Origin of the sequence: Haloterrigena salina JCM 13891 (genome assembly GCF_000337495.1) — an archaeon.
Lineage (GTDB): Archaea > Halobacteriota > Halobacteria > Halobacteriales > Natrialbaceae > Haloterrigena > Haloterrigena salina.
Window position 1 is genome coordinate 79,783 of sequence record NZ_AOIS01000063.1, and the last position, 23,439, is coordinate 103,221.

A 23,439-nucleotide genomic window follows, 5' to 3' on the forward strand; every position below is an offset into this window, starting at 1 on the left:
CCGCGGTCTAACGGTCAACATGAGCGCATGAGTCAGTCTTACAATCGCGGTCTCATCGAGGACTTCGGTCGCTGGAAGGAGTTCTCGGCGGGCATGTGGGCGTGGATCTTCCACAAGTTCACCGGGTGGATGTTGATCGGCTACCTGTTTACCCACATCGCCGTGTTGAGTAGTTCGCTAACCGGGCCGGAGGCGTACACGAACACGATCGGCGGCCTCGAGTCGCTGTTTATCGTTCGAGTGCTCGAGGTCGGACTGCTCGCCGTCGCAGTCTTCCACATCCTCAACGGGCTTCGCCTGCTGATGGTCGACCTCGGCGTCGGCCTGGAGGCCCAAGACAAGAGTTTCTACGCCTCGCTGGTGTTGACGGCGATCATCACCGTCGCGAGCGTGCCGACCTTCCTCGACGGGGTGACCCTCTAATGGCGGAACGATACTCCTCCTTCGCGCCGGGCGGCACCGCGTGGCTACTCCAGCGAATCACGGCGGCATTTCTCGTCGTGGTACTTGCCTTTCACTTCTTCCTCCTGCACTTCGTCAACCACGCCGCGGAGATCGAGTTCGCCGGCACCCAGGCCCGCATGGAGAACGTCGGCTACTTCCTGACGATGGTGTTGTTCCTGGTCGCAGGGACCTTTCACGGCGTCAACGGCGTCTACAACGCTCTGATCAACCAGGGGCTGGACGGAACGCAGAAGAAAGTCGTCCTCGCAGTGCTTGTTATCGCGAGCCTTGCACTCATCGCGCAGGGAATCTACGTTGCGACTACCATGGCGGGGTGGACCTAATATGAGTACTCAACAACAACAACCGGAGGAACCGCAGAGTCAAGAGGCACCGGAAGACCCCGAAATGCGAGGGGCCGAGTCGCCGGTCGACGAGAAAGAGAAGCAGGGCGGCGATATCGACCAGCAGACGACCCCCGAGGACGAACTCGAGGGCGAGACGGTACACATCAAGGTGTTCCGCTACGACCCCGAGGTCGAGGGCAAACAGGAACCGCGGTTCGATGACTTCCACGTCCCCTTCGAGAAGGGGATGACGGTCCTCGACGCGGTCATGTACGCGCGGGACACCTACGACTCCTCACTGACCTTCCGACACTCCTGTCGGCAGGCCGTCTGCGGATCGGACGCCTTCTTCGTCAACGGCAAGCAGCGACTGGGGTGTAAGACTCAGATCGCGGATCTGGAACAGCCGATCCGCATCGAGCCCCTGCCCCACCAGGAGGTCGTCAAGGACCTGGTCGTCGACATGGACCACTTCTACGACCAGATGCACACCGTCGAGCCGTACTTCCAGGACGAGGACACGCCGAACCCGGCCGACCTAGAGGAGCAGCGCCAGAGTCCCGAGAACCGCGAGAAGATCAAGATGTCCTCGCGGTGTATCTGGTGTGGCGCCTGCATGTCCTCGTGTAACATCGCGGCCGGCGACAACGACTACCTCGGCCCGGCGGCGATCAACAAGGCCTACAAGTTCGCGATGGACGACCGCGAGGGCGAGGAGATCAAGGAGCACCGACTCCGCATTCTCGAGCAGGAACACGGCGTCTGGCGGTGCCAGACCCAGTTCTCCTGTACCGAGGTGTGTCCGAAGGACATTCCGCTCACCGAGCACATTCAGGAGCTCAAGCGGGAAGCAGTCAAGAAGAACCTGAAGTTCTGGTAACCATGTACGAACACGATGTAATCGTGGTCGGCGCCGGCGGCGCCGGCCTCCGGGCAGCGATCGCAGCACACGAGGCGGGATCGGACGTGGCGATCGTCTCGAAACTCCACCCGGTCCGCAGCCACACCGGCGCGGCCGAGGGCGGCATCAACGCCGCGCTCCAGGAGGGCGACGACTGGGAACTCCACGCCTACGACACGATGAAGGGGTCGGACTACCTCGGGGACGCCCCCGCGGTCGAGACCCTCGCCCAGGACGCCCCCGAGGACACGATGCGCCTCGAACACTGGGGAATGCCGTTCTCCCGCGAGGAGGACGGACGCGTCTCCCAGCGACCGTTCGGCGGCCTCTCCTACCCGCGGACCACCTACGCCGGTGCGGAGACGGGCCACCACCTGCTGCACACGATGTACGAGCAGGTCGTCAAGCGCGGCATTCAGGTCTACGACGAGTGGTACGTCATGGAGCTGGCCACCTCCGACGAGGACGAGCCCAACGACCGAAGCTGTCACGGCGTCGTCGCCTACGACGTCCAGTCCGGCAACGTCGAGGGCTTCAAGGCCAACGACGGCGTCATCCTCGCGACCGGCGGTCCCGGGCAGGCCTTCGACCACACCACCAACGCTGTCTCCTGTACCGGCGACGGCCACGCGATGGCCTACCGCGCGGGCGCGCCGCTCGAGGACATGGAGTTCATCCAGTTCCATCCGACCTCGCTGCCCTCGACGGGCGTCCTCATCAGCGAGGGCGTCCGCGGCGAAGGCGGCATCCTTTACAACAGCGAGGGCGAGCGGTTCATGTTCGAACACGGCTACGCGAACAACTCCGGCGAGCTCGCCTCCCGGGACGTCGTCGCTCGCGCCGAACTGACCGAGGTCAACGAGGGCCGAGGCGTCGACGACGAGTACGTCCACCTCGACATGCGCCATCTGGGCGAGGAGCGCATTCTCGACCGCCTCGAGAACATCCTCCACCTCGCGGAGGACTTCGAAGGCGTCGACGGCCTCGTCGAGCCGATGCCGGTCAAGCCCGGCCAGCACTACGCGATGGGCGGCATCGAGGTCGACGAGAACGGCCAGACCTGCGTCGACGGCCTCTACGCGGCCGGCGAGTGCGCCTGCGTCTCCGTCCACGGCGGCAACCGCCTCGGCGGCAACGCCCTGCCGGAACTGATCGTCTTCGGCAAGCGCGCCGGCCGCCACGCCGCCGGCGAGGACCTGGGCGAGCCCCAGATCAGGACGGGCTACGGCGACGACGTCGAGGACGAGACCGAGACCGAACTGCCCGTCCAGCCCGGCGACGCCGGTCTCGATACCTCGAGCGGCGTCGCGGCCGATGGCGGCGTCGCAGCCGACGCCCAGGGGATCGTCGAGCGCAAGGTCGAGCAAGCCCGCACGCGCGTAGACACTCTTATGGACCGCGACGACGGCGTCCAGCACGCTGAGATCCGTCAGAAGCTCCAGAACGCGATGACGGATTACGTGAACGTCTTCCGGACGGAAGAGGGCGTCAAGAAGGCGCTGCGGATCATCCGCGAGTGCCGCGAAGAGTACCAGAACGTCTACGTCGACGACCCCTCGCGGACGTTCAACACCGACCTCCAGCAGACCATCGAGACGCGCAACCTGATCGACGTCGCCGAGACCATCGCGCTCGGCGCGCTCGTCCGCGACGAGTTCCGCGGCGCCCACTGGCGCAAGGAACACCAGGAGCGCAAGGACGACGAGTGGCTCAAGCACACGCTGATCTCCTGGAACGACGGCCAGCCGGACATCTTCTACCGGCCGGTCATCCTCGAGGGCCAGGACAAGACCTACGAGCCGAAAGAGCGCAGCTACTAACGCGTCCGCTGCGATTTCGGCCGCCGTCGCCCGTCGAGGCATAACAATACTGCTATATGTGCGGTCCCGTTTGGTGTACGTAGATGGGTCTCGAACGGTTCGTCCGTCTGAATCTAATTCTCCTCCCGGTGCTCGTGACCAGCGGCTACCTGTTACGCGACTCGATACCCCTAATTGTGTACATTCCCCTTGCCGGATACTGCATCTTTGCCGGCATCATCTGTGTCACGTGGCTGCTCTCCCAGCTAGAGACGTTCGGCCAAAACTCCTGAACGGCGGGGCTGTCCCGGACGAGTCTCACAGCTTCAGCGTCTCGAGGAGATCGATGCCGACGCCGAAGTGGTCGATCACCCTGTAGCCGACGTAGATTCCGATGATCCCCATGATCCCGGGGAGCTCTGGCGGTGCGGGGATCGGAACGTTGAGGAGGCGAAAGAGCGCACCGGTGACCGCTCCGGTTAGCAGGGCGAGAACGGCGAGCTGGGTCGACATTTCGTGTTGGTTTGCTCCGGTATCTACAAAAGCGATGCGTCTAGCCCCTCCGCGTTCCGCCGATTGGAGCTGTGTGCTGGCAGATCACATGCGAAATCTCGGTCACGTCGATCGTCTCATCTCGAGGGCGGTCGGTATCGAGCCGTTCAGACCGTTTCCAGCCGTATCCGGTCTGTCGAACTGCTAACCGTCTCCGCATTGCCCGCTGTGTTTCGACGATCGTTGTAGCTGAGATTTATTATCGTCGAAATACAGACTCTGGCGTATGGCGTCACAGTCACCACAGGGGATCGACGTTTCGATACCGACGAGTCTGGATTCTGCACAGGCGAAACTGGTCTACCTCTACGTCGCCGCGAGCGGTACCGCGTCGGCCGAACGCCTCTGCGACGATCTCTGCGTCAAGAAGGGAACGGTCCTCTCGATCACCAGCACCCTTCGGGACCGCGGCCACCTCGAGCGGACCGATTCCGGCTTCACACTGGCCTAAAGACGCGGATTTCTCACTCTCTCTAACTCAGCGAACTGGCCGGGAGCGGGGTTGCCGAAATGACGTCGACTCCGTGACTCGGGGGAGGGAAGGCAGTTGCACGGTCGATTACCGCGAGCGGGCCGACGACCGATGTGAACGAACGACTGAAAGGAGTGAGGCACGGAGGGAGGAGTGCTTTTCATCAACGCTAAGCGGGATCTTCGATCCCGCGAGGTCCGAGAGAGCTTTGCTCTCTCTCTCTCGAGATTTTGCCGAGTGCGGTCGCGCAGCGACCGCACGTGGTTCGAGACGCCTTCGGCGTCTCGTCATCACGAGAGAGTTTCGCTCTCTCGAACGACAGAGCAAAAGGTTGTTTCTAGAGCTCGATCCGCTCGACTAACTGGTCGCGGTTCTCGTTCGTGTTGACGGCGACGATGCGGATCTCCTCCTCGAGGCCCGAGCCCTCGAGTTTCGCCTTGAGCAGGTTGTCGACCTGGTAGACGCCGGCGGCGTTGGTCATAGCGATTTCGACCATGACCGGGCTGTCCTCGCCCTCCTGGAGCGAGACGCTGCTGATCGCCTGACTCGAGAGGGTGTTGATCCCGCGACCGCCGTGTTCGTAGGGAATCCGGGAGCGGCCCCGTTCCATGTCCAGGGCGTCGGCGACGCGGATGACGCCGGCTTCGGTCGTCAGCGGCGTCTCCGAGCGGTGGTGACAGAGGATCGCGTGGAGGACCTCGCCCCTCATGCGGACGGTTTCGGCGACGTCGTAGAACTCGGGGAGGATTCGGTCGAGGATGTCGGCGGCCAACGGGATCGAGTAGTAGGCGTGCTGGTCGCGGTGAACGACGTGGCCGACGTCGTGAAGCGTCGCCGCGAGCGCGATGATGACCGCCTCGTCGGCCTCCTCGAGGTCTTGCTGGCGAGCGCCGTTGAAGTCGACCCCGCCGGCCTTGAGCAGGTCGTAGAGACACAGCGCGCGATTGCGGACGATCTCGATGTGTTTCGCGCCGTGGTCGTTGTACCGCATTCGGTCGACGGCGTTGACGTTCTGGGCCTCGAGGTAGGTCTGGATCTCCTCGTCGCTAGTGATGAACTCGAGAACTCGGTTCAGTTTTGCGTCCGGAAAGTCGTGATCGGCATCGGGGGAGTAGACGCGGCGAGCGGTGTCGTCGCCGGTAGAATCGCTCATAGGTAGCCATCGCTTGCGTGCTAAAAAAGCCCTGCGACGGACCGAGCTGTCAGTCCCAAACCGGCGGTCGACGGGGCGTCGATGCCGGAGGACGCTGTTGTCGGGTGCGGTATCGACGGTCGTTCAGGCCAACTCCTCGACGGCGGCCTCGACCTCGTCGTAGTCGGGTTCGACGCCCGGATCGTCGCTGACCCACGAGTAGGCGATTTCGCCGTCGGCGTCGACGACGAACACCGAGCGCTTGGCGACGCCGTGGACGCCCAGGTCGGCGAAGTCCATCGAGAGGCCGTAGTCGCCGATGATCTCCTTGTTGTAGTCGCTGATGAGGCCGAACTCGAGGTCGTTCTGCTCGCGGAACTCGTTCAGGGTGAACGGCGAGTCGCGGCTGACGCCGTAGACGCTGGCGTCGAGGTCGTTGAACGCGGCGATTCGATCCTGGAACGTACACATCTCGGTGGTACAGACGCCGGTGAACGCCCCTGGGAAGAAGGCGAGCACGATCGGCGCCTCGTCCTCGAGGCGGTCGGAAAGCGTGAACTCCTCGATGTCGCCGTTTGCGAGCGGTGCCGTGAAGTCGGGTGCGGCGTCTCCAGTTTCTGGCATCGTCCTCCCTTTGTCGGTAACCGGGAAAGACAGTTTCGTTCGCGGACGAATCGTCCGTCCGGCGACGGTCGAACCGGGGTACGGACGTTCGGGGACGGACGGTCAGTTGCTGTTCAGCGGGGGTACATTCCCCTCTATCCGTCGATTGTTCTTAGGAAACTCATGGGGCGTAACTGAACTTTCGCTGAAACTTGCTATACTTAGTGGTCCAAAAAGGTTATAATTGCCAGCGGGTAAGCCACGTATAGAGATGGCAATCGAAACCGCACCGTTGTTCGTCCCTACCCCGGGGGCACCAGAACTCCTGATCATCCTCTTCGTCGCGATCTTGTTGTTCGGGGCCAACAAGATCCCGAAACTGGCTCGGTCCACCGGCGAGGCCATGGGCGAGTTCCAGAAGGGGCGTGAGAAGGTCGAGACCGAACTCGAGGAGATGCGCGAATCCGGCTTCGAAGAGGAGATCGAAAACGAGGACGACGACTTCGTCGACACCGAGCCCGTCACCGAGGAGGGCGAGACGAAGACGGAGGCGGAGACGGAAACCGAGACCAACTGACGTTTTTTCTGCGGGCGTGTGGCCTAGCGGAGAGGGCAGGAGGTTCCTAACCTTCTGATCGTGGGTTCGAATCCCGCCACGCCCGTGTAGCGTGCCACGGAGTGGCGAGCGAACCGGCATAGCGGATTCGAATCAGGGAGTGAAGCGAAGCGGAACGACCGCGGTTCAAATCCCGTCACGCCCGTTTCCTGCGAGCGGCGGCGAGCAGTGAAAACGGGTTGGGGGATTTGAATTACGAAACGAACGAGCGCAGCGAGTGACGGTTAGGTGGTTCAAATCCCGTCACGCCCGTGCAGCGAGCCGCAGTGTGGCGAGCGAACCAGCACTACCCGCACACAGCCACCGCCGCGTGTCGTTCGCTGTAGCGAGCGGAGTTCCGGAGATCGAGCCGTCTCTTCATCCATCTACGAGCGACGGGACAACAGACTCGGACGAGGATACCGTACTCGGTTAGTGGCCGCTGCCGCGTCGCGTGTTCGGATCGCCGAATCGGGTCAGGGGCTCGAGTTCCTCGCGATTCACGTCCGCGAAGGCGTCGCGGGCGATGACCCGTCGGTGGACCGCGTCGGCGCCGTCTACGATGCGGAACGTGCGGACGGCCTCGTAGAAGTCCGCCAGCGGGAGGTCCTTCCCGATGCCGTTGGCGCCACAGCACTGGACGGCGAGATCGACGGCCTCCTGCGTGACGTTCGCGGTGAAGACCTTGCACATCGAGACGGGAACGCGGGCGTCGTCGCCGTCCTCGATCCGGTCGGCCGCGTCGCGGATCGCGGTGCGGGCGACGTGAAGCCGCGTCTCGGCGTCGGCGATCCGGTGGCGCAGCGACTGTTTGTCCGACAGGGTCGACCCGAACCCCTCGCGCTCGCTGGTGTAGGCCTTCGCGATCTCGAGGGCGCGCCGGGCCATTCCGGAAAAACGCATGCAGTGGGTGAGGCGGGCCGGGCCGAGTCGCGCCTGGGTGTGGGAAAATCCCTCGTTCAGATGGCCGAGCAGGTGTTCATCGGGTATTCGGACGTTCTCGTAGACGATTTCGGCGTGAGAGACGCCGCGAGCGCCGCCCCCCATGTGGGGAACGTCGCGAACGATATCGACGCCGTCTGCGTCGGCGGGAACGAGGAAGAGCGAACAGCCCTCGTAGGGATGGACGTCGGGGTCGGTGCGCGCGAGGACGATCAGGACGTCGGCCTCGACGCCGTTCGACGTCCACCACTTGTGGCCGTCGATGACCCACTCGTCGCCGTCTCTCTGCGCGGTGGTCCGGATCATCTTCGGGTCCGAGCCGGCTCCGTCCAGCGGTTCGGTCATCGAGAACCCCGACGCGATCTCGCCCTCGACGAGCGGCTCGAGGTAGGTCTCCTTCTGTAGCTCGTCGCCCGCCAGTTCCAGCAGGTGCATGTTCCCCTCGTCGGGGGCGTCGACGCGCATCGCGGCGGCGCCGAGGAGGCTGCGACCGGCCTCCTCGAAGACGGGCAACGCGTCCCGGAAGCGTTCGCCCATGCCGCCGTACTCCGCGGCGATCTGGGGCGCGTAGATGTCGTACTCGCGGGCGGCGTCCCGAAGCTCCGCGATCGTCCCACTCGAGACGGCCATCCCGCCGGCTCGCTCCCGCTCGATCGGGAGGACGACCTCCTCCATCAACTCGCGGGCGCGGTCGGCGAGCTCCCGTGCGCGGTCGGAGTCGGCGTAGTCCATACGGCCACTGGGTCCGGCGCGGCGATAGGTGCCGGTGGAAACTACCGTGGCTGTGGAACTCCCCCAATTGTATTTACGATGGAAAATATAGTTGCGGGTTTCAATTCCGGAAGAAATGTTCCGTGAAATATATCCTCCGAGGAATCTCCACTAGCTCCGACGGATCAGTCGAACACCGCGCGCTATCGGGCGGTCCAACCGCCGTCGACGGCCAGACAGGCCCCGGTTACGTAGCTCGCGGCGTCGCTCGCGAGGAAGACCACTGGGCCGGCGATTTCCTCGGGATCGGCAAAGCGCTCGAGGGGCGTGCGGTCGATGATCGACTGCCGAAGTCGGTCGTCGGCCTCGAGGTCGTCGGTCAGGGCCGTCGAGACGTAGCCGGGGGCGACGGCGTTGACCCTCACCTCGGGGGCCCAGTCGAGCGAGAGGCTCTTCGTGAGGCCGACGAGGCCGTGTTTCGAGGCGACGTAGGGGTGCTGACGCGGCAGGCCGACCAGTCCGCCGACGCTCGCGACGTTGATCACCGACCCGCCGTCGTCGCGGAGGTGGTCGGCCGCGGTGCGGGTGACCTCGTAGGCGCCGTTCAGGTTGACGTCCAGCACCCGATCGAGGCTTTCCGTGTCGACGTCTTCCGGCTGGCCGAGCGCGTCGTCGGGGTTGAATCCAGCGTTGTTGACGACGACGTCGACCCCGCCGAAGGCGTCGTCCGCCCGGTCGATGACGTCCTCGACCGCGTCGGGATCCGTCACGTCCGCGGGGACAGCGACCGCGTCGCCGCCCGCGGCCTCGATCTCGTCGGCGACCGCCTCGATCTCGTCGCTCGAGCGTGCCGACGGGACGACTGCGGCTCCGGCGTCGGCGAGTTCGATCGCGATCGCGCGGCCGATCCCTCTCCCGCCGCCGGTGACGACCGCGACGCGATCCTCGAGACTGAACTGGTCGTTCATTTACTCGACCGATACCGGTGCCGAACCCATAGCTGTTCTCCCGTCGGGACCGCGCTGCTCAGAACGCCTCACAAATGCGGGCGGGTTTCCATTAGAAATAGATAACGTAGTCCGACAATATATGTAGGATGGATCTGAAAACGGGAGTGTATCTGAGAGTGACAGTAACGTGAACTGGTTTGTGATACCGAGGGTACACGTACGGATACGTCGGGAAGGAGACTGTGTTCGGGGAATTATCAGAAGTGGTAATGTATGGATGAATTTTTTGAAGGGTGAGAGTTTGGGTGAAGTCAATGGCTATTGACGAGGCCGACCAGTCGGATGCCGGGGACTTTTCTGAGGGTGAGGCGTCCGAGTCTGCGTCGGAGGCGAATCGATCTCGCGGGTCGGACGGCGATGCGAACTCGGACGGGGGAGTTCGCGTCGGCGACTACACGTGGGAGAATTTCATGGAAGAGTATGGGTACGGCGACGACGCGTCGGTTCTGTATCCCGACGATCCTGTTGAGGCGGCGTCGGACGACCAACTGGGATTAGATACCGACGAAGGACCCGAACGCACGGCCCCGTCCGGCGAGGACTGGACCCGAGTCGAGTTCGATCCCGAGTCCTACCTCGGCTATCACCCCGACGATCTGGACTCGACGGTCGTGCCGACCGCCGGCGACAACGCCGAGGAACTCTGGGACGTCTTTCGGGAGTACGCCGACCCGGAGACGACGCCGGTCGTCAAAGACACCTGGACCTGGGAACACTACAAGTGGGAGTACTACTACGAGGACGACGGTTCCCGGCCGCGGGATAGCGACGGCGACATCGTCCGCCACGATAAGGAGGAGTCGCTCGGCTTCGATCCGGATACACTTGAACAGCGCCTGTCCGCGGCCGATGACGCCGCGATGGAGCTGGACGAACTCGTCGAGGAACGAACCGTCAACGTCCAGGAGGAGGTCGACGAGGATGAGTTCTTCTCGACGGCCGCGGGCAACACGACCGTCACCAACCGCTACGACCTGGAGAAGGCCGTCCCGATGGACAAGAAGACCCACTTCAGGGAAGTCGAGCGCTACTGGGTGAACAAACCCTACGCCTGCGTCGTCATCTTCCACTCCGAGAAGGAAAACGAGAAGAAGTACTACCTGATCGAGCCCTACCTGAACGAGATCGAACTCGAGTTACAGGAGTTCCTCTCGGGCAAACTGCGAACCGCGATCAAGTACTCCGACGAGGGGATCAAGGAGAAGGCGACCGAGGACGGACGCCGGACGGTTATCGAGGACGAGACCCGCCAGTTGCTCAAGCGCTACGACCTGTTCGAGAAGACGGCCAGCGGGTCCCAGGAGAGTATCCTCGACACGCTGCGGAATCTACTCGACGACGACGAGGGCGACGGCGACGTCGAGAACGACGGCCCCGACCCGCTCGAGGGGCTCTCCGTCCGACCCGAGCCGGCGATCCTCGAGGACGACCCCGACACGCTAAGCGAGTATCAGGTCGAGAAACTGCTCTACCTGCTCAAGCGCAACTTCATCGGCTACGAGCGAATCGACGGCATCAAACACGACATCAACGTCGAGGACATCTCCGTCGACGGCTACAACTCGCCGGTGTTCGTCTATCACTCGGAGTACGAGCAGATCATCTCGAACGTCTACCACGGCGAGGACGAACTCGACGACTTCGTCGTCAAACTCGCCCAGCGCTCCGGAAAGGGTATCAGCAAACGGCTGCCGCAAGTCGACGCGACCCTCCCCGACGGATCGCGCGCCCAGTTGACGCTGGGAGAGGAGGTGTCCGACCACGGGACCAACTACACCATCCGTCAGTTCAAGGACGTCCCCTTTACCCCGATCGACCTCATCAACTGGAACACCTTCTCGCTCGACGAGATGGCGTTCCTCTGGCTCTGCATCGAGAACCACAAGAGCCTGATCTTCGCCGGGGGTACCGCCTCCGGGAAGACGACCTCGCTGAACGCGGTCTCGCTATTTATCCCCTCGAGCGCCAAGATCGTCTCCATCGAGGACACCCGGGAGGTCGAACTCCCGCAGCGAAACTGGATCGCCAGCGTGACGCGACCGTCCTTCGCCGACGACGAGCAGGGCGACGTCGACGAGTTCGACCTGCTCGAGGCCGCGCTCCGCCAGCGTCCCGACTACATCGTCATGGGTGAGATCCGGGGCGAGGAGGGGCGGACGCTGTTCCAGGTCATGTCGACGGGTCACACGACCTACACCACGTTCCACGCCGACTCCGTCGACGAGGTGCTCAAGCGGTTCACGACGGATCCGATCAACGTCTCGAAGACGATGTTCACCGCGCTGGACCTGGTCTCGATCCAGACTCAGACGCGGGTCCAGGGACGGAAGGTCCGCCGGAACAAGTCGCTGACCGAGATCAACCACTACGAGGCCGAACACGACGAAATCAACGTCCAGGACGTCTACCAGTGGCAGGCCGAGACCGACGAGTTCCTCAAGATGGGGGACTCGAACACCTTAGAGGAGATCCAGTTCGACCGCGGCTGGAGCCGCGAGAAACTCGAGGAGGAACTGTTCAAACGCGAGGTCATCCTCGCCTACCTCATCAAGAACGGACTCAACACGTACGCGGAGGTCGCCGCCACGGTGCAGGCGTTCATCAACGATCCCGACACGATCCTCACGCTCATCGCGAACGGCCAACTCGAGGACAGCCTCGAGGACCTCCGGGAGATGGAGAGCGTCCTGATCGACGTCGATCCGGAGAAAGAGGAACTCGTCCCGCGACCGGACGCGACCGACGAGACGTACAACACCTCGATGGACCTCCTGGAGCGCGCCGAGGAGTCGCTGTTCGAGGAGTACCGCGGCAAAACGCCGAGCGGACTGGACAGCGCCCTCGGAGGACCCGAGGCGGCGGACGCGATCGAGGTCGACGGCGCCGACGCCGACGAGTTCGACTTCGCCGGCGACGTCGACGACTCGGTCGAGGACGACGAGTGGGAGCTCGGCGACGGCTCGAGCGGGTTCGGCGCCGGCGAGGACGCCGGGGAGCCGGCGTGGCTCAGCGACGACACCGGCTTCGATATCGGCGGCGACGAGGGCGAGGCTGCCGCCGACAGCGCCGAAGCGGTTTCGAGTGCCGGCGAGGGAGCCGCCGCCGAGACGGTCGGTGACGGAACGACCGCCGGGACGGGCGGCGACGGGATCGCGGCCGAGTCGCCCGATGCCGGCACCGCGGACGAGACGTCCGACGGATTCGAGATCGACGACGAGACGGGCGGCGTCAGCGGCCCGCCCGCGCCGGCGGCGAGCGCGGACGGCGCGGACGCGGAGACCGAAACTCCGCAGCCGGCGGCCGCCGACGAGACGGAGACCACCGTCATGCCGACCGACGACGCCGACGACGCGGATCTCGGCGGGCTGTTCGACGACATGGGCGACACCATCGATCGGCTCGACGCGGACGGCCAGCCGGAACCGCCAACGGAGGCCGTCGCCGCGTCGACGGCCAAGCCCGACACCTCCGGCTTCGATTCGATGTTCCCCGAAGACGACCTCGAGTCGATCTTCGATCCCGAATCCGACGCGGAGACGGCCGGCGACTTCAGCGATCAGTTCGAGCCGGCGACCGCCGACGGGCCGGTCGGCGACGGACTCGAGACCGCCGACGAACCCGACGAGACGCCGACGATCGACCTCGGAGGGGCGGCCGACGACTCCGCCGCGACGGACGACGCCGGGGAGGTTGTCGAGCCGGAAGCTGACGCCGGTTCCTCGAGCATCATCGACGACGGCAGCGATGAGAGCGCCGCTGGCGAGAACGGCGACGGTATCGTGGCCGGCGAACCGACCGCCGACGCGTCGGCGTCGGACGCCACGTCCTCGGCGAACGACCGAAGCGAACGCGACGGGCGTCTCGAGGGCGATGGCGACGACGCTCCGGTCGACCAGCCGACCGACGAGGGGCCGACGGCGACCGCGGCCGATCCGCCCGGCGAGGATCGAGACGATCCGACGGAGCCAGCGGAAGTCGACGATACCGACGAATCGGAGTCGATCTTCGGGACCGAGTCCGACTCGATCTTCTCCGAGGAGTCGGCGGTGGACGATAGCGACGACGGATCGCTGTTCGACGGCGAACAGGCGCAGGCCGAGACTGACGATTCGATCTTCGAACCGGCCGAGAGCGAGGACGACGGACCGGCGGATGGCGAAACCGATCCCGCCGACGATAACGGGGATACCGACGCATGAGCCTCCAGACCGACAGCAGCGGCGGCGGTGGCGGTTCCGGCGGGCTCTCGGGGGGCTCCGACGTGCTCGGCGAGACGTTCTACCCCCTCTACGACTGGTTGTTCACCGACGATAGCGAGTTCGTCGGCGACGTCGAGACGAAGTTGGCCCAGGCTCGAATGACCGACACGGTCGAACTCTACCTCTCTCGAGCCCTCGGGATCGGCTTCATCAGCGGCCTGGCGCTGTGGCTGCTCGGCCTCCTGCTCGGCTACACGCTGTTTGCCACCGGCATCATTCAGGTCGACGAGATCCTCGGCTTCCCCGTCAGCAGCGAGTTGGTGCTCCAGATCATCGACACGCTCCGCATCCCGGCGTTGGTCTTCTTCACCGGGCTCGTCTTCGGTTCGATCGGCTTCGCGATCGGGTTCGGATCGCTGGTCGCGATCCCCTACTCGCGTGCCTCGACCCGCAAGCGCCAGATCAACATGCTCCTGACCGACTCCGTCTCGTTCATGTACGCGCTGTCGGTCGGGGGTCTGAACCAACTCGAGATCATCGAGGCGATGGCCCAGGCCGACGACACCTACGGCGAGGTCGCAAAGGAGTTCCAGAGCATCGTCAAAGAGACCGAGTACTTCGACATCGACTACCGAACCGCCATTCGAAAGCAGGCGCTTGAGACGCCCAGCGACGAACTCTCCCAGTTCCTGACCGACATGCTCTCGATCGTCAACAGCGGCGGCGACATGGAGAGCTTCCTCGAGGACAAGAAGGAAAAACACATGCGGACCGCCAAACAGGAGCAGGAGCTGACCCTCGAGACGCTCGAGCTGTTCGGCGAGATGTACATGACGCTATCGCTGTTCCCGCTACTCCTGATCATCATCATGGTCGTCATGCAGATGATCCCGCAGGCGAGCGTGACGAACACGATGCTCTATATGACCGTCTACGCACTGATCCCGCTGACCGGGGTCGGCTTTCTCATCATGGTTTCGACGGTCAAAGAGGACGAACCGGGTGACGGCTACCTCTCGATGGGGGACACCGACGACCGCCTCGAGAACCAGGGCGAACAGGGCCTGCTCGATCTCGGGCTGATCGAGAAGTTCACGGGCGATCACAGCGTCTTCGACCGGATCAAGAACCGCGAAGGGACCTACGAGACGATGGAGGTCTTGCAGAAACCCCACCTGTTCTTCCGGGACAACCCGTTGCTCACGCTCGCGCTGACGGTTCCGGCGGCGCTCGTGATCGTTACGACGGCAATGATGAACGGTTCGGCGCCCACGTCGTGGGACGGCCTCCTCGAGAACGCCGTCTGGGGGACGTTCATCTACGTCTACGTCCCGCTGTACGTCATCGCGATCCCGCTCGCCGTCTTCCGCGAGTGGAACGTTCGATACCGCAACTCCGTCGTCAGTCAGCTCTCCGAGGACCTGCGCAAGCTCTCGAGTTCGAACGACACCGGACTGACGCTGCTCGAGTCGTTGAAGGCCGTTTCCGACACCACGAGCGGGAAGTTGGCTCGCGAGTTCGAGATGATGCACACGAAGGTCAACTACGGGACCAGTCTGAAGCAGGCGCTCATCGAGTTCAACAACAAGTACCACATCCCGCGGCTGGCTCGGACGACGCGGCTGATCACCGAGGCCCAGGAAGCCTCGAACCAGATCTCGGACGTGCTCCGGACGGCCGCCCGCGCAAGCGAGAACCACGACGATATCGAGCGCGAGCGCAAGTCCCGCACCCGGATGCAGGTCGTGATCATCATCATGACGTTCATGACCGTTCTCGCGGTGATCGCGATCCTCAAGACGCAGTTCATCGACACGATGGCCGGCCTCTCGAGTTCGACCGGCGGCGGTACCGACGCGGCCAGCGGCGGCGGTGGTGGCGGCCTCGGGGAGGCCGACCTGAGCGACAACATCGACGTCGATATGCTGTCGGTGTTGTTCTTCCACGCCGTGACGATGCAGGCGATTCTCTCCGGGATTATCTGTGGGTACATCCGCGATGCGGACATCTTGAGCGGACTGAAATACGCCGTCATACTGGCGACGATCGCACTCGTCGGCTGGACGCTGGTGGCATAACCATGAGCCGAAAACGGACCCGAACCGACCGCGACCGCCGCTCGAAGACGGTGTCGATCTCCCTGCGCGAGCGCGGCCAGACCACGCAGGACTTCGCCATCGGGATCGGCGTGTTCATCCTGGCTGTGGCCTTCGTCTTCTCGTTTCTCCCGTCGATCCTGACTCCGTTCGACTCGTCGGTTTCCGGCGGGCAGACGGCTCAGGCCGACCGCGTCGCCGACCGGGTCGTGTACGATCTGTCGACAGAGACGGGGCCGGAGACCGAACTCAACGGCAGCGCGTTCGAGGAGTTCGTCGACGATGACGAGGGACTGTCCGAACGGCTCGGTCTCAGGGAAGACCAAGCCCGCTACGATCGGATCGACGTCCGCCTCGAACCGCTCAACGAAAGCGAACCGCTCGGGGACGAGTGGACGGTCGGCGACGGCTACGAAAACCAGTCGGCGGCCAGTTCCGCGCGGATCGTCACGTTCGCCGATGGAACGGGGCCGAGGAATGGCTGCGATCCGGCCTGTCGACTCGTCGTGAGGATGTGGTGATACGATGCGAGACACACCCCACTCCGAAACCGACCGCGGACAGGCCTACACCCTCGAGGGATTCGTCTCGGCGATGATCGTCCTGATGGCGGTCCTGTTCGCGCTCCAGTCGGTCGTCATCACGCCGACGACGGGCGGGCTCGCCGACCGGACGTCGAAGGCGCAACTCGAACAGGAGGCACAGGACGCGCTGGTGATCGCTGCGAACGGGACCGCTGCGAACGAGAGCATGACGCTCTCGGAGATGGTCCGGTACTGGAACGAGGGCGGAGACGGCGAGTTCCACAATGCGGATCCGGAGGCGGGAGAGGGTGCCTACAACACGTCGAACGACTCGGAATTCTATCAACAGACGGTTCTCGGCCAAATCCTTCGGGAGCGGTTCACCGAACGGGGGTTAAGCTACAACGTCGAACTGATCTATCAGAACGAGAGCAACGAACACGAGAGCAGGTATTTTGTCGATCAGGGTAAATCTGCGGCCGTCACGGCCAGTTACACCGTGCCGCTGTACGACTCGGATAATCTCACGGCACCCGGGTATCGGGACCGCGAACTCTCCGAGTCGACGAATTACCCGATCCCGGAGGCGGGTTCGGCGGACGGCTCTGAACTCTACAACGTCGTGGAGGTACGTGTTTCAGTATGGTAGCAGACATCACTCGCAACCGGCCGAACGGAGGCGGCGATCGATCGGACGACCGACCAGACAGGGGACAGGTGATGCTCATCGGCGCGGTCGCGCTCGCCTTTATCGTGCTCGGCGTGGTCGTCGTCTTCAACGGCGTCCTCTACACCGAGACGCTGTCGTCGGGCGAGACGAGCCAGAGCGCGAGCAGTGCCGAGGCGACCGAACTCGAGGTCCGGCAGGGAGTCGGCTGTCTGATCGCAGAGTACGAAGGCGATCAAACGGGGAACGACGAATTGGTCGACGGCGGCGATGTACAACCGTCGTTAGTGGAATCGAATCTGGAGAACGATATCGAGAACTACTCGGTACTGTATCGAAACGCTACGGCCCACTCGCAGCCGACTGCCGTACATATCGAGCCCGAATCCGTCTTCGACATCACCGAATCTGGCGGTACGGTCTCCATCGAGAACGTGACCGTCACGATTTCCGTCGACTCGACCGACCAGAGCTACGATCGGACGATAGACGTTCGTTCCGAGGGGTGTCCGTCGTGATTCGCCGACCCGACCACACGTCCGACCGCGGGATGTCCATCGCGCTCACCCACGTCCTCACGATCGGCATCACGACAATCCTCATCGCCATGCTGTTAATGGCCGGCAGCACGATGCTCGAGTCCGAAACCGAGCGGTCGACCGAAGCCGCCCTCGAGACCGTCGGCGAGCGACTGGCGGGCGATATCGACAACGTCGATCGGATGGCCGCCGGCGGAACGGGCGGAGCCAACGTATCGCTTACGTCCGACCGGCCGCGGACAGTCGCGAGCACGGGGTATACTATCGCTGCGTTACCGGAAGACCAGTGTCAGGAAGCACCGCTGCTCAACGGTTCGAATCCCTGCCTCGAGTTGGACGCCACGAGTACCGACGTAACGGTTTACGTTCCGGTGAAGGTCACTGACGGAGTCGACCTCGAGGGAACGGTTCAAAGCGGCGAGATCGAGATCGCGTATGTCGACGACGGCTCCGGCCCCCGAATCGAGCTCACGGAGGCGGACGGATAATGGATCGACGATCGAACTCGACGTCGGGCCTGGGACTCGACGACCGCGGGGTCTCCGAAGTCGTCGCCTTTATCCTCACCTTCGCGATCATCCTCGGCTCGGTCGGCCTGCTGTACACGACCGCGTTCGGGGCGATGCACGACTACCAGGAGAACGAACAGGAGACCAACGCCGTGCGCGCGATGGATTCGCTGACGGACAACTTCAACGACGTGCTGCGGAACAACGGCGCCAATCAGCGGTACGGTGAACTCTCGCTTCGAGACGGGAGCATTACGACCGGAGACGGCGGGACGAAGCTGAATATCACGATCCACCGTAGCGGCGGCGCCGAGACGGTCGGAGTGAGTTCCGCCGATCGGTTCGCCGGCTACGGCGACGACGTCACCGCTGAACTCGGCGAATTCGCCTACGAATCGGACGACAGCACGATCGCGTACGAGGGCGGCGGTCTCGTTCGCGGCGACGAGACCGGAAGCGTCGTCCTCCGCGAACCGCAGCTGCGGTGCAATCCGGACCAGAATACGGCGATTATCTNGTCGCCGTCTCCGCCGAGGACCGTTCGGTACAAGCTAGCAGCGGGCTCGGCGTGGCGATGACCGTCGAAGATCGCAGCAGTAAGGTCTACACTGGCGTCGAGAACGTGACTATCGAGCGCGAAGACGACGGCGCGTACGAAAACGCGTGGAACGACATCCTTTCTGGATGGAGCGAGGGCGACGGCGGCTGCGGTGATTTCGGCGGCGACGGTCGCGTCGTCGTCACCATCGTCGAAGCCGATATCGACTACTGAGCGGTCGAACCCGACGGTCTCTTTTAGTCCCAATCGCCGGTCAGCATCGCTCGAAACCCCGCTCGAGCGGTGAGCGCCTCGACGCGGTCGGCCCGTTGTGCGACGTCGCCGCCGGTCTCGAGGTAGAGTCCGTTCGAGAGCTGCCGGGGAGCGGTCATCGGGGTCCCGTCGGGATGCGTCGGGGACTCGTGGAGGACGGCTCGCGTATCGTCGCCGTCGTCGGGACACCAGGGGACCGAGAGCCCGGAGAGGCCGCGCTCGAAGAGGTACTCCGCGGCGGCGACCAGCGCCCGATCGGAGCTGGAGTGGCCGATCGCGCCGATCGAGCCCCGCTCGTTGAAGAAGCGAACGACGTACTCGCCCCCGCCCTCGTCGGCACCGGAGTCGCTTCGTTCGGGTCTCGAGGCACTCGCGCGGGCGGCATCGCCGCCCCCGTCCGGTTGTGACTCGTCCCCGTCTGCAGCGTCTGCGCCGGCGTCGGCGTCAGTCTCGCATTCCTCGGTCGCGCTCGTCTCGTCCGTCGAGGCGTCCGGGTCGCCGGTCGAAGGGTGGTTTGGCCGGCTCTCATCCGTCGACATCGACTGCCGGGTCGCTTCGCTCTCGTCGCTCGAGGAACCGGGTTCGGAGAACTCGAACGACACGTCGGCGTCGGCGGCCTCCAGCTCGCCGGCTACGGGTCGCTGTCCGTCGTCGCTGAAGGCAGCGACGAGTCGCTCGACGAACCGGTCGGCCGCGGAGTCGAACTCCGCGCGGTAGGCGTCGCCCTGATCGGTTACGGCCGTCAGTTCGTCGACGATCGACGCGACGATCCCGTCGCGTGCGACGGCGAGTTGGCGGGCCACGAACGGCCGGGAGTGGCGCTCGAGTCGCTGGCCGATAGTCTCGCGCGTGTAGTGGGCGAGCGCCGACTCGTGGTCGGGTAACGCGGCGAGCCGACAGGCCAGCCGATTGGCGTCGGTCGTTCCGGCCAGCAGGAGGAAGTCGCGGCCGTCGGTGTAGATCGCGCGGTCGATCCCCGTCCACGCCATCGTCTCGAGGAGGGACACGGCGCGGTCTCGGTCCAGCGACTCCCCGTAAGGTTCGACGGCGACCAACAGTGCGGGGACCCCGCCGACGGCGGTGACGTACTCGAGTCGGGTACCGTCGACGGTCGTCTCGTGCAGACAGGTATCGGCGCGGACGTCCCAGCCCAGCGTTTCGAGAAGGGGATCGACGAGCCAAGTACGCGTTTCCCGGCGCGTCGCGGGCGGCGTGGACTCGACGAGCGCTCGAGAGCGACCGACGAACGCGTCGAGATCGAATGCACTCATCTCGACTCCGTTTTCGCGGCCCCGATACGTAAGCGTCGCTATGTGTTACAGAAGACGGATTGCGAACCGTCCCGCGGTTACCGGCCGCGGTTTACTTCGACGGTGTCCGTTCGCCGGTCAGCGAGGCCGTTTCCAGCGTGTCTCGGTGGTAGATGCGAAGCCGAGCGTCGCGGACGGTGAACGCGGATTTGAGGTTCGGGGGGATCGTCTCGGCCTTCCCGATGACGAGGTACCCCTGTTGCCGAAGCGACTGGGCGATCGTCGCCAACATCGGCTGCTTGTACTCGTTGTCGATGTAGATAAACAGGTTCCGACAGATGACCAGATCGAATCCGGTCTTGGGGTCGTCGTTGATCAGGTCGTGGCACGCGAACGTGACGTTCCGTTTGACGGCGGGATCGATCCGGAAGGTTCGGTCGTCGCGCTCGACGTACGCGTCGTAGTCGTTGAGGAAGTCGAGTTGGTCGGCGAGGTCGACGGTCCGGGATTCCTCGTAGACGCCCGACCGGGCCGTCTCGAGCGCCGGTTCGCTGATGTCGGTGCCGAGAATAGAGACCGACGATTCGTCGATCTTGGGGTCGTCGTGGGCGAGCATCGACACGGAGTAGGGTTCCCGCCCGTCGGCGCAGGCTGCGCTCCAGACGCGGACGGTCTCGTTAGTCGCGGTCAGCCGTTGCAGGACCTCTCGGATCCCGTCCCAGACGTCGGGATTGCGGAAGAACCCGGTGACGTTGATGCTCATCGCCTCGAGCAGCGCGGTCTGTTCCTCTGGATCGTCCCGGAGCGTCTCGAGGTACGTGGCGTACGTCTCGGACTGGGTCCGGCGCATTCGCGAGGAGACGCGCCGATCGAGGTAGCTGTCGTTGTAGTGGCTCGTCGCGAAGGCGAGTTCGTCCTCGACGAACTCGAGGAGTTCGTCGAACGCCGCGTCGCTCATAGCTCCACCCGTCCGTTCTCGGCGCTTTCGTCGGCCGTTTTGACGAGGAGCGTCCCCGTTCCGGGCGTGAACTCGACGGTCCGGCCGTACTCGCCGCCGACGTCCTCGGCGATCAGGGGAACGCCGAGCTTCTCGAGTTCCTCCTTGGCGGCGGCGATGTTGCGCTGGCCGACACCGTCGCCGAAGCTCTCGAATTCGAACATGTCGCTGCCGCCGGCGATCTTGGCCTTGACGGTGGTGTAGCTTGCTCCCTGCTCGACCATCCGTCGCAACAGCGCCCGGATCGCGGTGTCGGCGTACTTGCCGGGTTTTCGGTCACTGTTGTCGGCGGTGTCGCCGTCGGGGAGCATAACGTGGGCCAGTCCGCCGATGTCGCTGTCGGGGTCGTAGAGGGCGATCGCGAGACACGAGCCCAGCCCGTAGGATTTGAGCGTATCGTCGCCGTCGCTGACGACCAGTTCGGAGATTCCGACCTGGACCGGCGTCGGCGCGCCCGGTTCGGTTCCGTACGTCTTCATGAGTTGTTGACTTCCTGGAACTCGGCCGTCGTCGGCGTCTCTTCGATCCGATCGACGTCGAGGTTGTTCAGCGCCCGCTCGAGGTCGGCTTCGTCCGGGATCGCGTACACCTCGCAGTCGAACTCCCGACCGTCGGCGACGACGACCGTGTCGAAGACGAACGCGAACTCCTGGTTCTCTCCGAGCTGGATGATCACGGGGTCGACAGCGGCGGCGCCCATGTCGTGGATGAACTCCGGCGTCGAGTGGTCGATCGTCGTGTCGAGGACGTTCGCCCAGCCGTCGAGGAAGCCGCTGGCCATGATGTTGCCCAGTTCCTTGATCGCGCTGGTGCCCATCTCGCCGAACCCGTCCTCGTCGACCTCCATCGGTACCATCGCGTCGACGATCTCGTGGGCCGACTCCTCGTCGAACAGGAAGAGCAGATAGCCGCTGGGCATGCCGTCGAACTCGAAGGCGACGCCGACGAGTTTCTGGTCGGCCACCTGCTCGGGGATCGCCTCGAGCGAGACGAAGTTCAGCCGCCGGATCTCGACGCTGGTGTCGATGCCGGTCAGCGTCGTCGCCGTCTTGGCGACCTCCTCGGCGCCGCGCTCGGCCATGCGGTCGAAGCCGTCGAGTTTGTCGTACTCGATACCGCCGCTGGTCCGCAGGCGGTCGAGCAGCGCCGACATCGACTCCCGTTTCGGGAAGAGGTAGTGGCTGAAGCCGACTTCGGTGCCGACGGTCTCGATCCGGCTCTGGAAGAGCAAGGCGAGGTCATCGTCGTCGGGCGCCTCGCTGACGTCGCCGAAGAAGGGTTCCGCCGTCGCCCCCTGGACGAACTCGGGCGTCGAGACGTCGATGACGGTCTCTAAGACGTCGGCCCAGCCGTCGATGAAGCCGCTGTTCATGATGTGGCCCACCTCGGTCGCGGCGCTGCGCGTCATTTCGTCGAACTCGCCGTCGACGTCGATTTCGGCCTCGTCGGATTCTGCGAGCAGCGTCTCGACGATCCGGAACGCGTTCTCGCGTTCGAAGACGATCATCGAGTAGCCCTCGATGGCGCCGGTGAGCTTGACTCGCACGCCGACTTTCTCCGTCGAATCCTCGAAATCCCGCTGGATCTCGCGGCCGCGCATGAAGTTGAGTTTCGTGACGCCGACCTGCGTTTCGACCCCGGTCATGTGGGTCAGCCGCCCCGCGGCCAGTCCGGCGCCCTCTCGGGCCATTCGGTAGAAGGTTCCGAGTGCGTTGACGTCGAGTTTCATGCGTGCTGGACTTCGATGCCGTTGACCATCTCGACGAACTCCTCCAAGTCGGGGAAGGCGTAGATTTCGGCTTCGATCTGGTAGCTCGGAACGGTCAGATCCGAGTCGAAGAACAGCGCGAGATCGTCGCCGCCGAGCCCGGCGGTTCGGGTGACGATATCGCCCGTCGGTGCGTAGACGAGCTGCGGCGCGGCGATGTCGATCGCGCGCCCGAGCACGTCGGCCCAGCCGTCGATGAAGCCACTCGCCATCATGTTACCCATCTCCTCGACGGCGCTTCTGGCCATCTTGCCCGAGACGTCGGACATGTCGTCGACGACGTCTCGGAGCATGATCGCCGTGATCTTCTTGGCGCTGGCCTCGGGGAAGAGGATGAGGATGTGGCCGTGTGGCGGATCGAGCAGCCGGACGCGGACGCCGACTCGCTTGCCCGAGTCCAGCTGGGACTCGATGTCGTCGACGTCGATGAAGTTCGTCTTCGTCACCTCCATCTGTGCGTCCTCGCCGGTAAGCTTGCTCATGTTGTCGGCGACGCCGTTCGTCCCGACCTTCGCCATTTCGTTGATGAAACTCAGCTTTCGAATATCGACCATTAGCGTCATGGGTTCCT

At 64.1% G+C, this 23,439-nt stretch carries 25 protein-coding genes and 1 tRNA gene; 16 read left to right on the forward strand and 10 right to left on the reverse strand.

Annotated elements, in window-relative coordinates; translation table 11 throughout:
* Positions 1–27 precede the first annotated feature (27 nt).
* The 5 genes from sdhC (at position 28) to C477_RS19750 (ending at position 3,784) form a co-directional block, all read left to right on the forward strand.
* Entirely contained in the window at positions 28–423 is a 396-nt protein-coding gene (sdhC, locus tag C477_RS19730) for a succinate dehydrogenase, cytochrome b556 subunit (protein WP_008896324.1), read from the forward strand.
* The gene (locus tag C477_RS19735; RefSeq protein WP_008896325.1) at positions 423–788 is read left to right on the forward strand and encodes a succinate dehydrogenase hydrophobic membrane anchor subunit; all 366 of its coding nucleotides are present in this window, start codon (positions 423–425) and stop codon (positions 786–788) included. Before sdhC ends, C477_RS19735 begins: the two co-directional genes overlap by 1 nt.
* 1 nt (position 789) lies before the next feature.
* Positions 790–1,671 carry a succinate dehydrogenase/fumarate reductase iron-sulfur subunit gene (locus tag C477_RS19740; protein ID WP_012942141.1) on the forward strand — a complete coding sequence of 294 codons (882 nt, stop codon included), beginning with the start codon at positions 790–792 and terminating at the stop codon, positions 1,669–1,671.
* A gap of 2 nt (positions 1,672–1,673) precedes the next feature.
* Positions 1,674–3,512: an FAD-binding protein gene (locus C477_RS19745; protein ID WP_008896327.1), complete on the forward strand. Its 1,839-nt coding sequence runs from the start codon at positions 1,674–1,676 to the stop codon at positions 3,510–3,512.
* A gap of 83 nt (positions 3,513–3,595) precedes the next feature.
* On the forward strand, positions 3,596–3,784 hold the full coding sequence (locus C477_RS19750) for a hypothetical protein (RefSeq protein ID WP_008896328.1): 189 nt from the start codon (positions 3,596–3,598) through the stop codon (positions 3,782–3,784).
* A 25-nt stretch (positions 3,785–3,809) separates the two neighbouring features.
* Here C477_RS19750 and C477_RS19755 read toward each other — a convergent pair whose 3' ends face one another.
* Positions 3,810–4,004 carry a XapX domain-containing protein gene (locus tag C477_RS19755; protein WP_008896329.1) on the reverse strand — a complete coding sequence of 65 codons (195 nt, stop codon included), beginning with the start codon at positions 4,002–4,004 and terminating at the stop codon, positions 3,810–3,812.
* A 265-nt stretch (positions 4,005–4,269) separates the two neighbouring features.
* On the opposite strand from C477_RS19755, the gene C477_RS19760 reads away from it, so the two are divergent.
* Positions 4,270–4,494, forward strand: coding sequence for a hypothetical protein (locus C477_RS19760; protein ID WP_008896330.1), 225 nt, complete (start codon positions 4,270–4,272; stop codon positions 4,492–4,494).
* Between the two features lie 358 nt (positions 4,495–4,852).
* Here the strand turns inward: C477_RS19760 and C477_RS19765 are convergent, their stop codons facing one another.
* Together C477_RS19765 and C477_RS19770 are read right to left on the reverse strand one after the other, a co-directional pair.
* Positions 4,853–5,668, reverse strand: coding sequence for an HD domain-containing protein (locus C477_RS19765; protein ID WP_008896331.1), 816 nt, complete (start codon positions 5,666–5,668; stop codon positions 4,853–4,855).
* A gap of 123 nt (positions 5,669–5,791) precedes the next feature.
* A complete protein-coding gene (locus tag C477_RS19770; RefSeq protein ID WP_008896332.1) occupies positions 5,792–6,271 on the reverse strand; it encodes a redoxin domain-containing protein in 480 nt (159 codons plus the stop codon).
* 250 nt (positions 6,272–6,521) lie between these two features.
* On the opposite strand from C477_RS19770, the gene C477_RS19775 reads away from it, so the two are divergent.
* Together C477_RS19775 and C477_RS19780 are read left to right on the forward strand one after the other, a co-directional pair.
* Positions 6,522–6,827, forward strand: a complete 306-nt coding sequence (locus C477_RS19775) for a twin-arginine translocase TatA/TatE family subunit (RefSeq protein ID WP_008896333.1) — start codon at positions 6,522–6,524, stop codon at positions 6,825–6,827.
* 12 nt (positions 6,828–6,839) lie between these two features.
* A tRNA-Arg gene (locus C477_RS19780) sits at positions 6,840–6,912 on the forward strand.
* Positions 6,913–7,277: 365 nt separating this feature from the next.
* Here the strand turns inward: C477_RS19780 and C477_RS19785 are convergent.
* A complete protein-coding gene (locus C477_RS19785) occupies positions 7,278–8,519 on the reverse strand; it encodes an acyl-CoA dehydrogenase family protein (protein ID WP_008896334.1) in 1,242 nt (413 codons plus the stop codon).
* A gap of 182 nt (positions 8,520–8,701) precedes the next feature.
* Positions 8,702–9,466, reverse strand: coding sequence for an SDR family NAD(P)-dependent oxidoreductase (locus tag C477_RS19790; RefSeq protein ID WP_008896335.1), 765 nt, complete (start codon positions 9,464–9,466; stop codon positions 8,702–8,704).
* A gap of 296 nt (positions 9,467–9,762) precedes the next feature.
* On the opposite strand from C477_RS19790, the gene C477_RS19795 reads away from it, so the two are divergent.
* The 8 genes from C477_RS19795 to C477_RS24865 all read left to right on the forward strand — a co-directional run bounded on the left by C477_RS19795 (position 9,763) and on the right by C477_RS24865 (position 18,814).
* Positions 9,763–13,707, forward strand: a complete 3,945-nt coding sequence (locus tag C477_RS19795) for an ATPase, T2SS/T4P/T4SS family (RefSeq protein WP_008896336.1) — start codon at positions 9,763–9,765, stop codon at positions 13,705–13,707.
* Positions 13,704–15,785: a type II secretion system F family protein gene (locus tag C477_RS19800; RefSeq protein WP_008896337.1), complete on the forward strand. Its 2,082-nt coding sequence runs from the start codon at positions 13,704–13,706 to the stop codon at positions 15,783–15,785. The genes C477_RS19795 and C477_RS19800 overlap by 4 nt, the downstream gene beginning before the upstream one ends.
* A gap of 2 nt (positions 15,786–15,787) precedes the next feature.
* Positions 15,788–16,324 (forward strand): DUF7287 family protein, encoded by a 537-nt coding sequence (locus tag C477_RS19805; RefSeq protein WP_008896338.1) that lies wholly within the window; start codon positions 15,788–15,790, stop codon positions 16,322–16,324.
* Between the two features lie 4 nt (positions 16,325–16,328).
* On the forward strand, positions 16,329–16,976 hold the full coding sequence (locus tag C477_RS19810) for a DUF7288 family protein (protein ID WP_008896339.1): 648 nt from the start codon (positions 16,329–16,331) through the stop codon (positions 16,974–16,976).
* On the forward strand, positions 16,970–17,512 hold the full coding sequence (locus C477_RS19815) for a hypothetical protein (protein WP_049914701.1): 543 nt from the start codon (positions 16,970–16,972) through the stop codon (positions 17,510–17,512). Before C477_RS19810 ends, C477_RS19815 begins: the two co-directional genes overlap by 7 nt.
* Entirely contained in the window at positions 17,509–18,021 is a 513-nt protein-coding gene (locus C477_RS19820; RefSeq protein WP_239641907.1) for a DUF7266 family protein, read from the forward strand. The genes C477_RS19815 and C477_RS19820 overlap by 4 nt, the downstream gene beginning before the upstream one ends.
* Complete coding sequence (locus tag C477_RS25075; protein WP_008896342.1) at positions 18,021–18,620, forward strand: DUF7289 family protein; 600 nt, start codon at positions 18,021–18,023, stop codon at positions 18,618–18,620. The genes C477_RS19820 and C477_RS25075 overlap by 1 nt, the downstream gene beginning before the upstream one ends.
* Positions 18,617–18,814 (forward strand): hypothetical protein, encoded by a 198-nt coding sequence (locus tag C477_RS24865; RefSeq protein ID WP_008896343.1) that lies wholly within the window; start codon positions 18,617–18,619, stop codon positions 18,812–18,814. The genes C477_RS25075 and C477_RS24865 overlap by 4 nt, the downstream gene beginning before the upstream one ends.
* A 23-nt stretch (positions 18,815–18,837) precedes the next feature.
* On the opposite strand, the gene C477_RS19830 is transcribed toward C477_RS24865, so the two are convergent.
* The 5 genes from C477_RS19830 to C477_RS19850 form a co-directional block, all read right to left on the reverse strand.
* Positions 18,838–20,124: a hypothetical protein gene (locus C477_RS19830; RefSeq protein ID WP_008896344.1), complete on the reverse strand. Its 1,287-nt coding sequence runs from the start codon at positions 20,122–20,124 to the stop codon at positions 18,838–18,840.
* Positions 20,125–20,215: 91 nt separating this feature from the next.
* The gene (locus tag C477_RS19835) at positions 20,216–21,061 is read right to left on the reverse strand and encodes a CheR family methyltransferase (RefSeq protein ID WP_008896345.1); all 846 of its coding nucleotides are present in this window, start codon (positions 21,059–21,061) and stop codon (positions 20,216–20,218) included.
* Positions 21,058–21,579: a chemotaxis protein CheD gene (locus C477_RS19840; protein WP_008896346.1), complete on the reverse strand. Its 522-nt coding sequence runs from the start codon at positions 21,577–21,579 to the stop codon at positions 21,058–21,060. The genes C477_RS19835 and C477_RS19840 overlap by 4 nt, the downstream gene beginning before the upstream one ends.
* Positions 21,576–22,829, reverse strand: coding sequence for a chemotaxis protein CheC (locus C477_RS19845; RefSeq protein ID WP_008896347.1), 1,254 nt, complete (start codon positions 22,827–22,829; stop codon positions 21,576–21,578). Before C477_RS19845 ends, C477_RS19840 begins: the two co-directional genes overlap by 4 nt.
* Positions 22,826–23,431, reverse strand: a complete 606-nt coding sequence (locus tag C477_RS19850) for a chemotaxis protein CheC (RefSeq protein ID WP_012942163.1) — start codon at positions 23,429–23,431, stop codon at positions 22,826–22,828. Before C477_RS19850 ends, C477_RS19845 begins: the two co-directional genes overlap by 4 nt.
* Positions 23,432–23,439 lie beyond the last annotated feature (8 nt).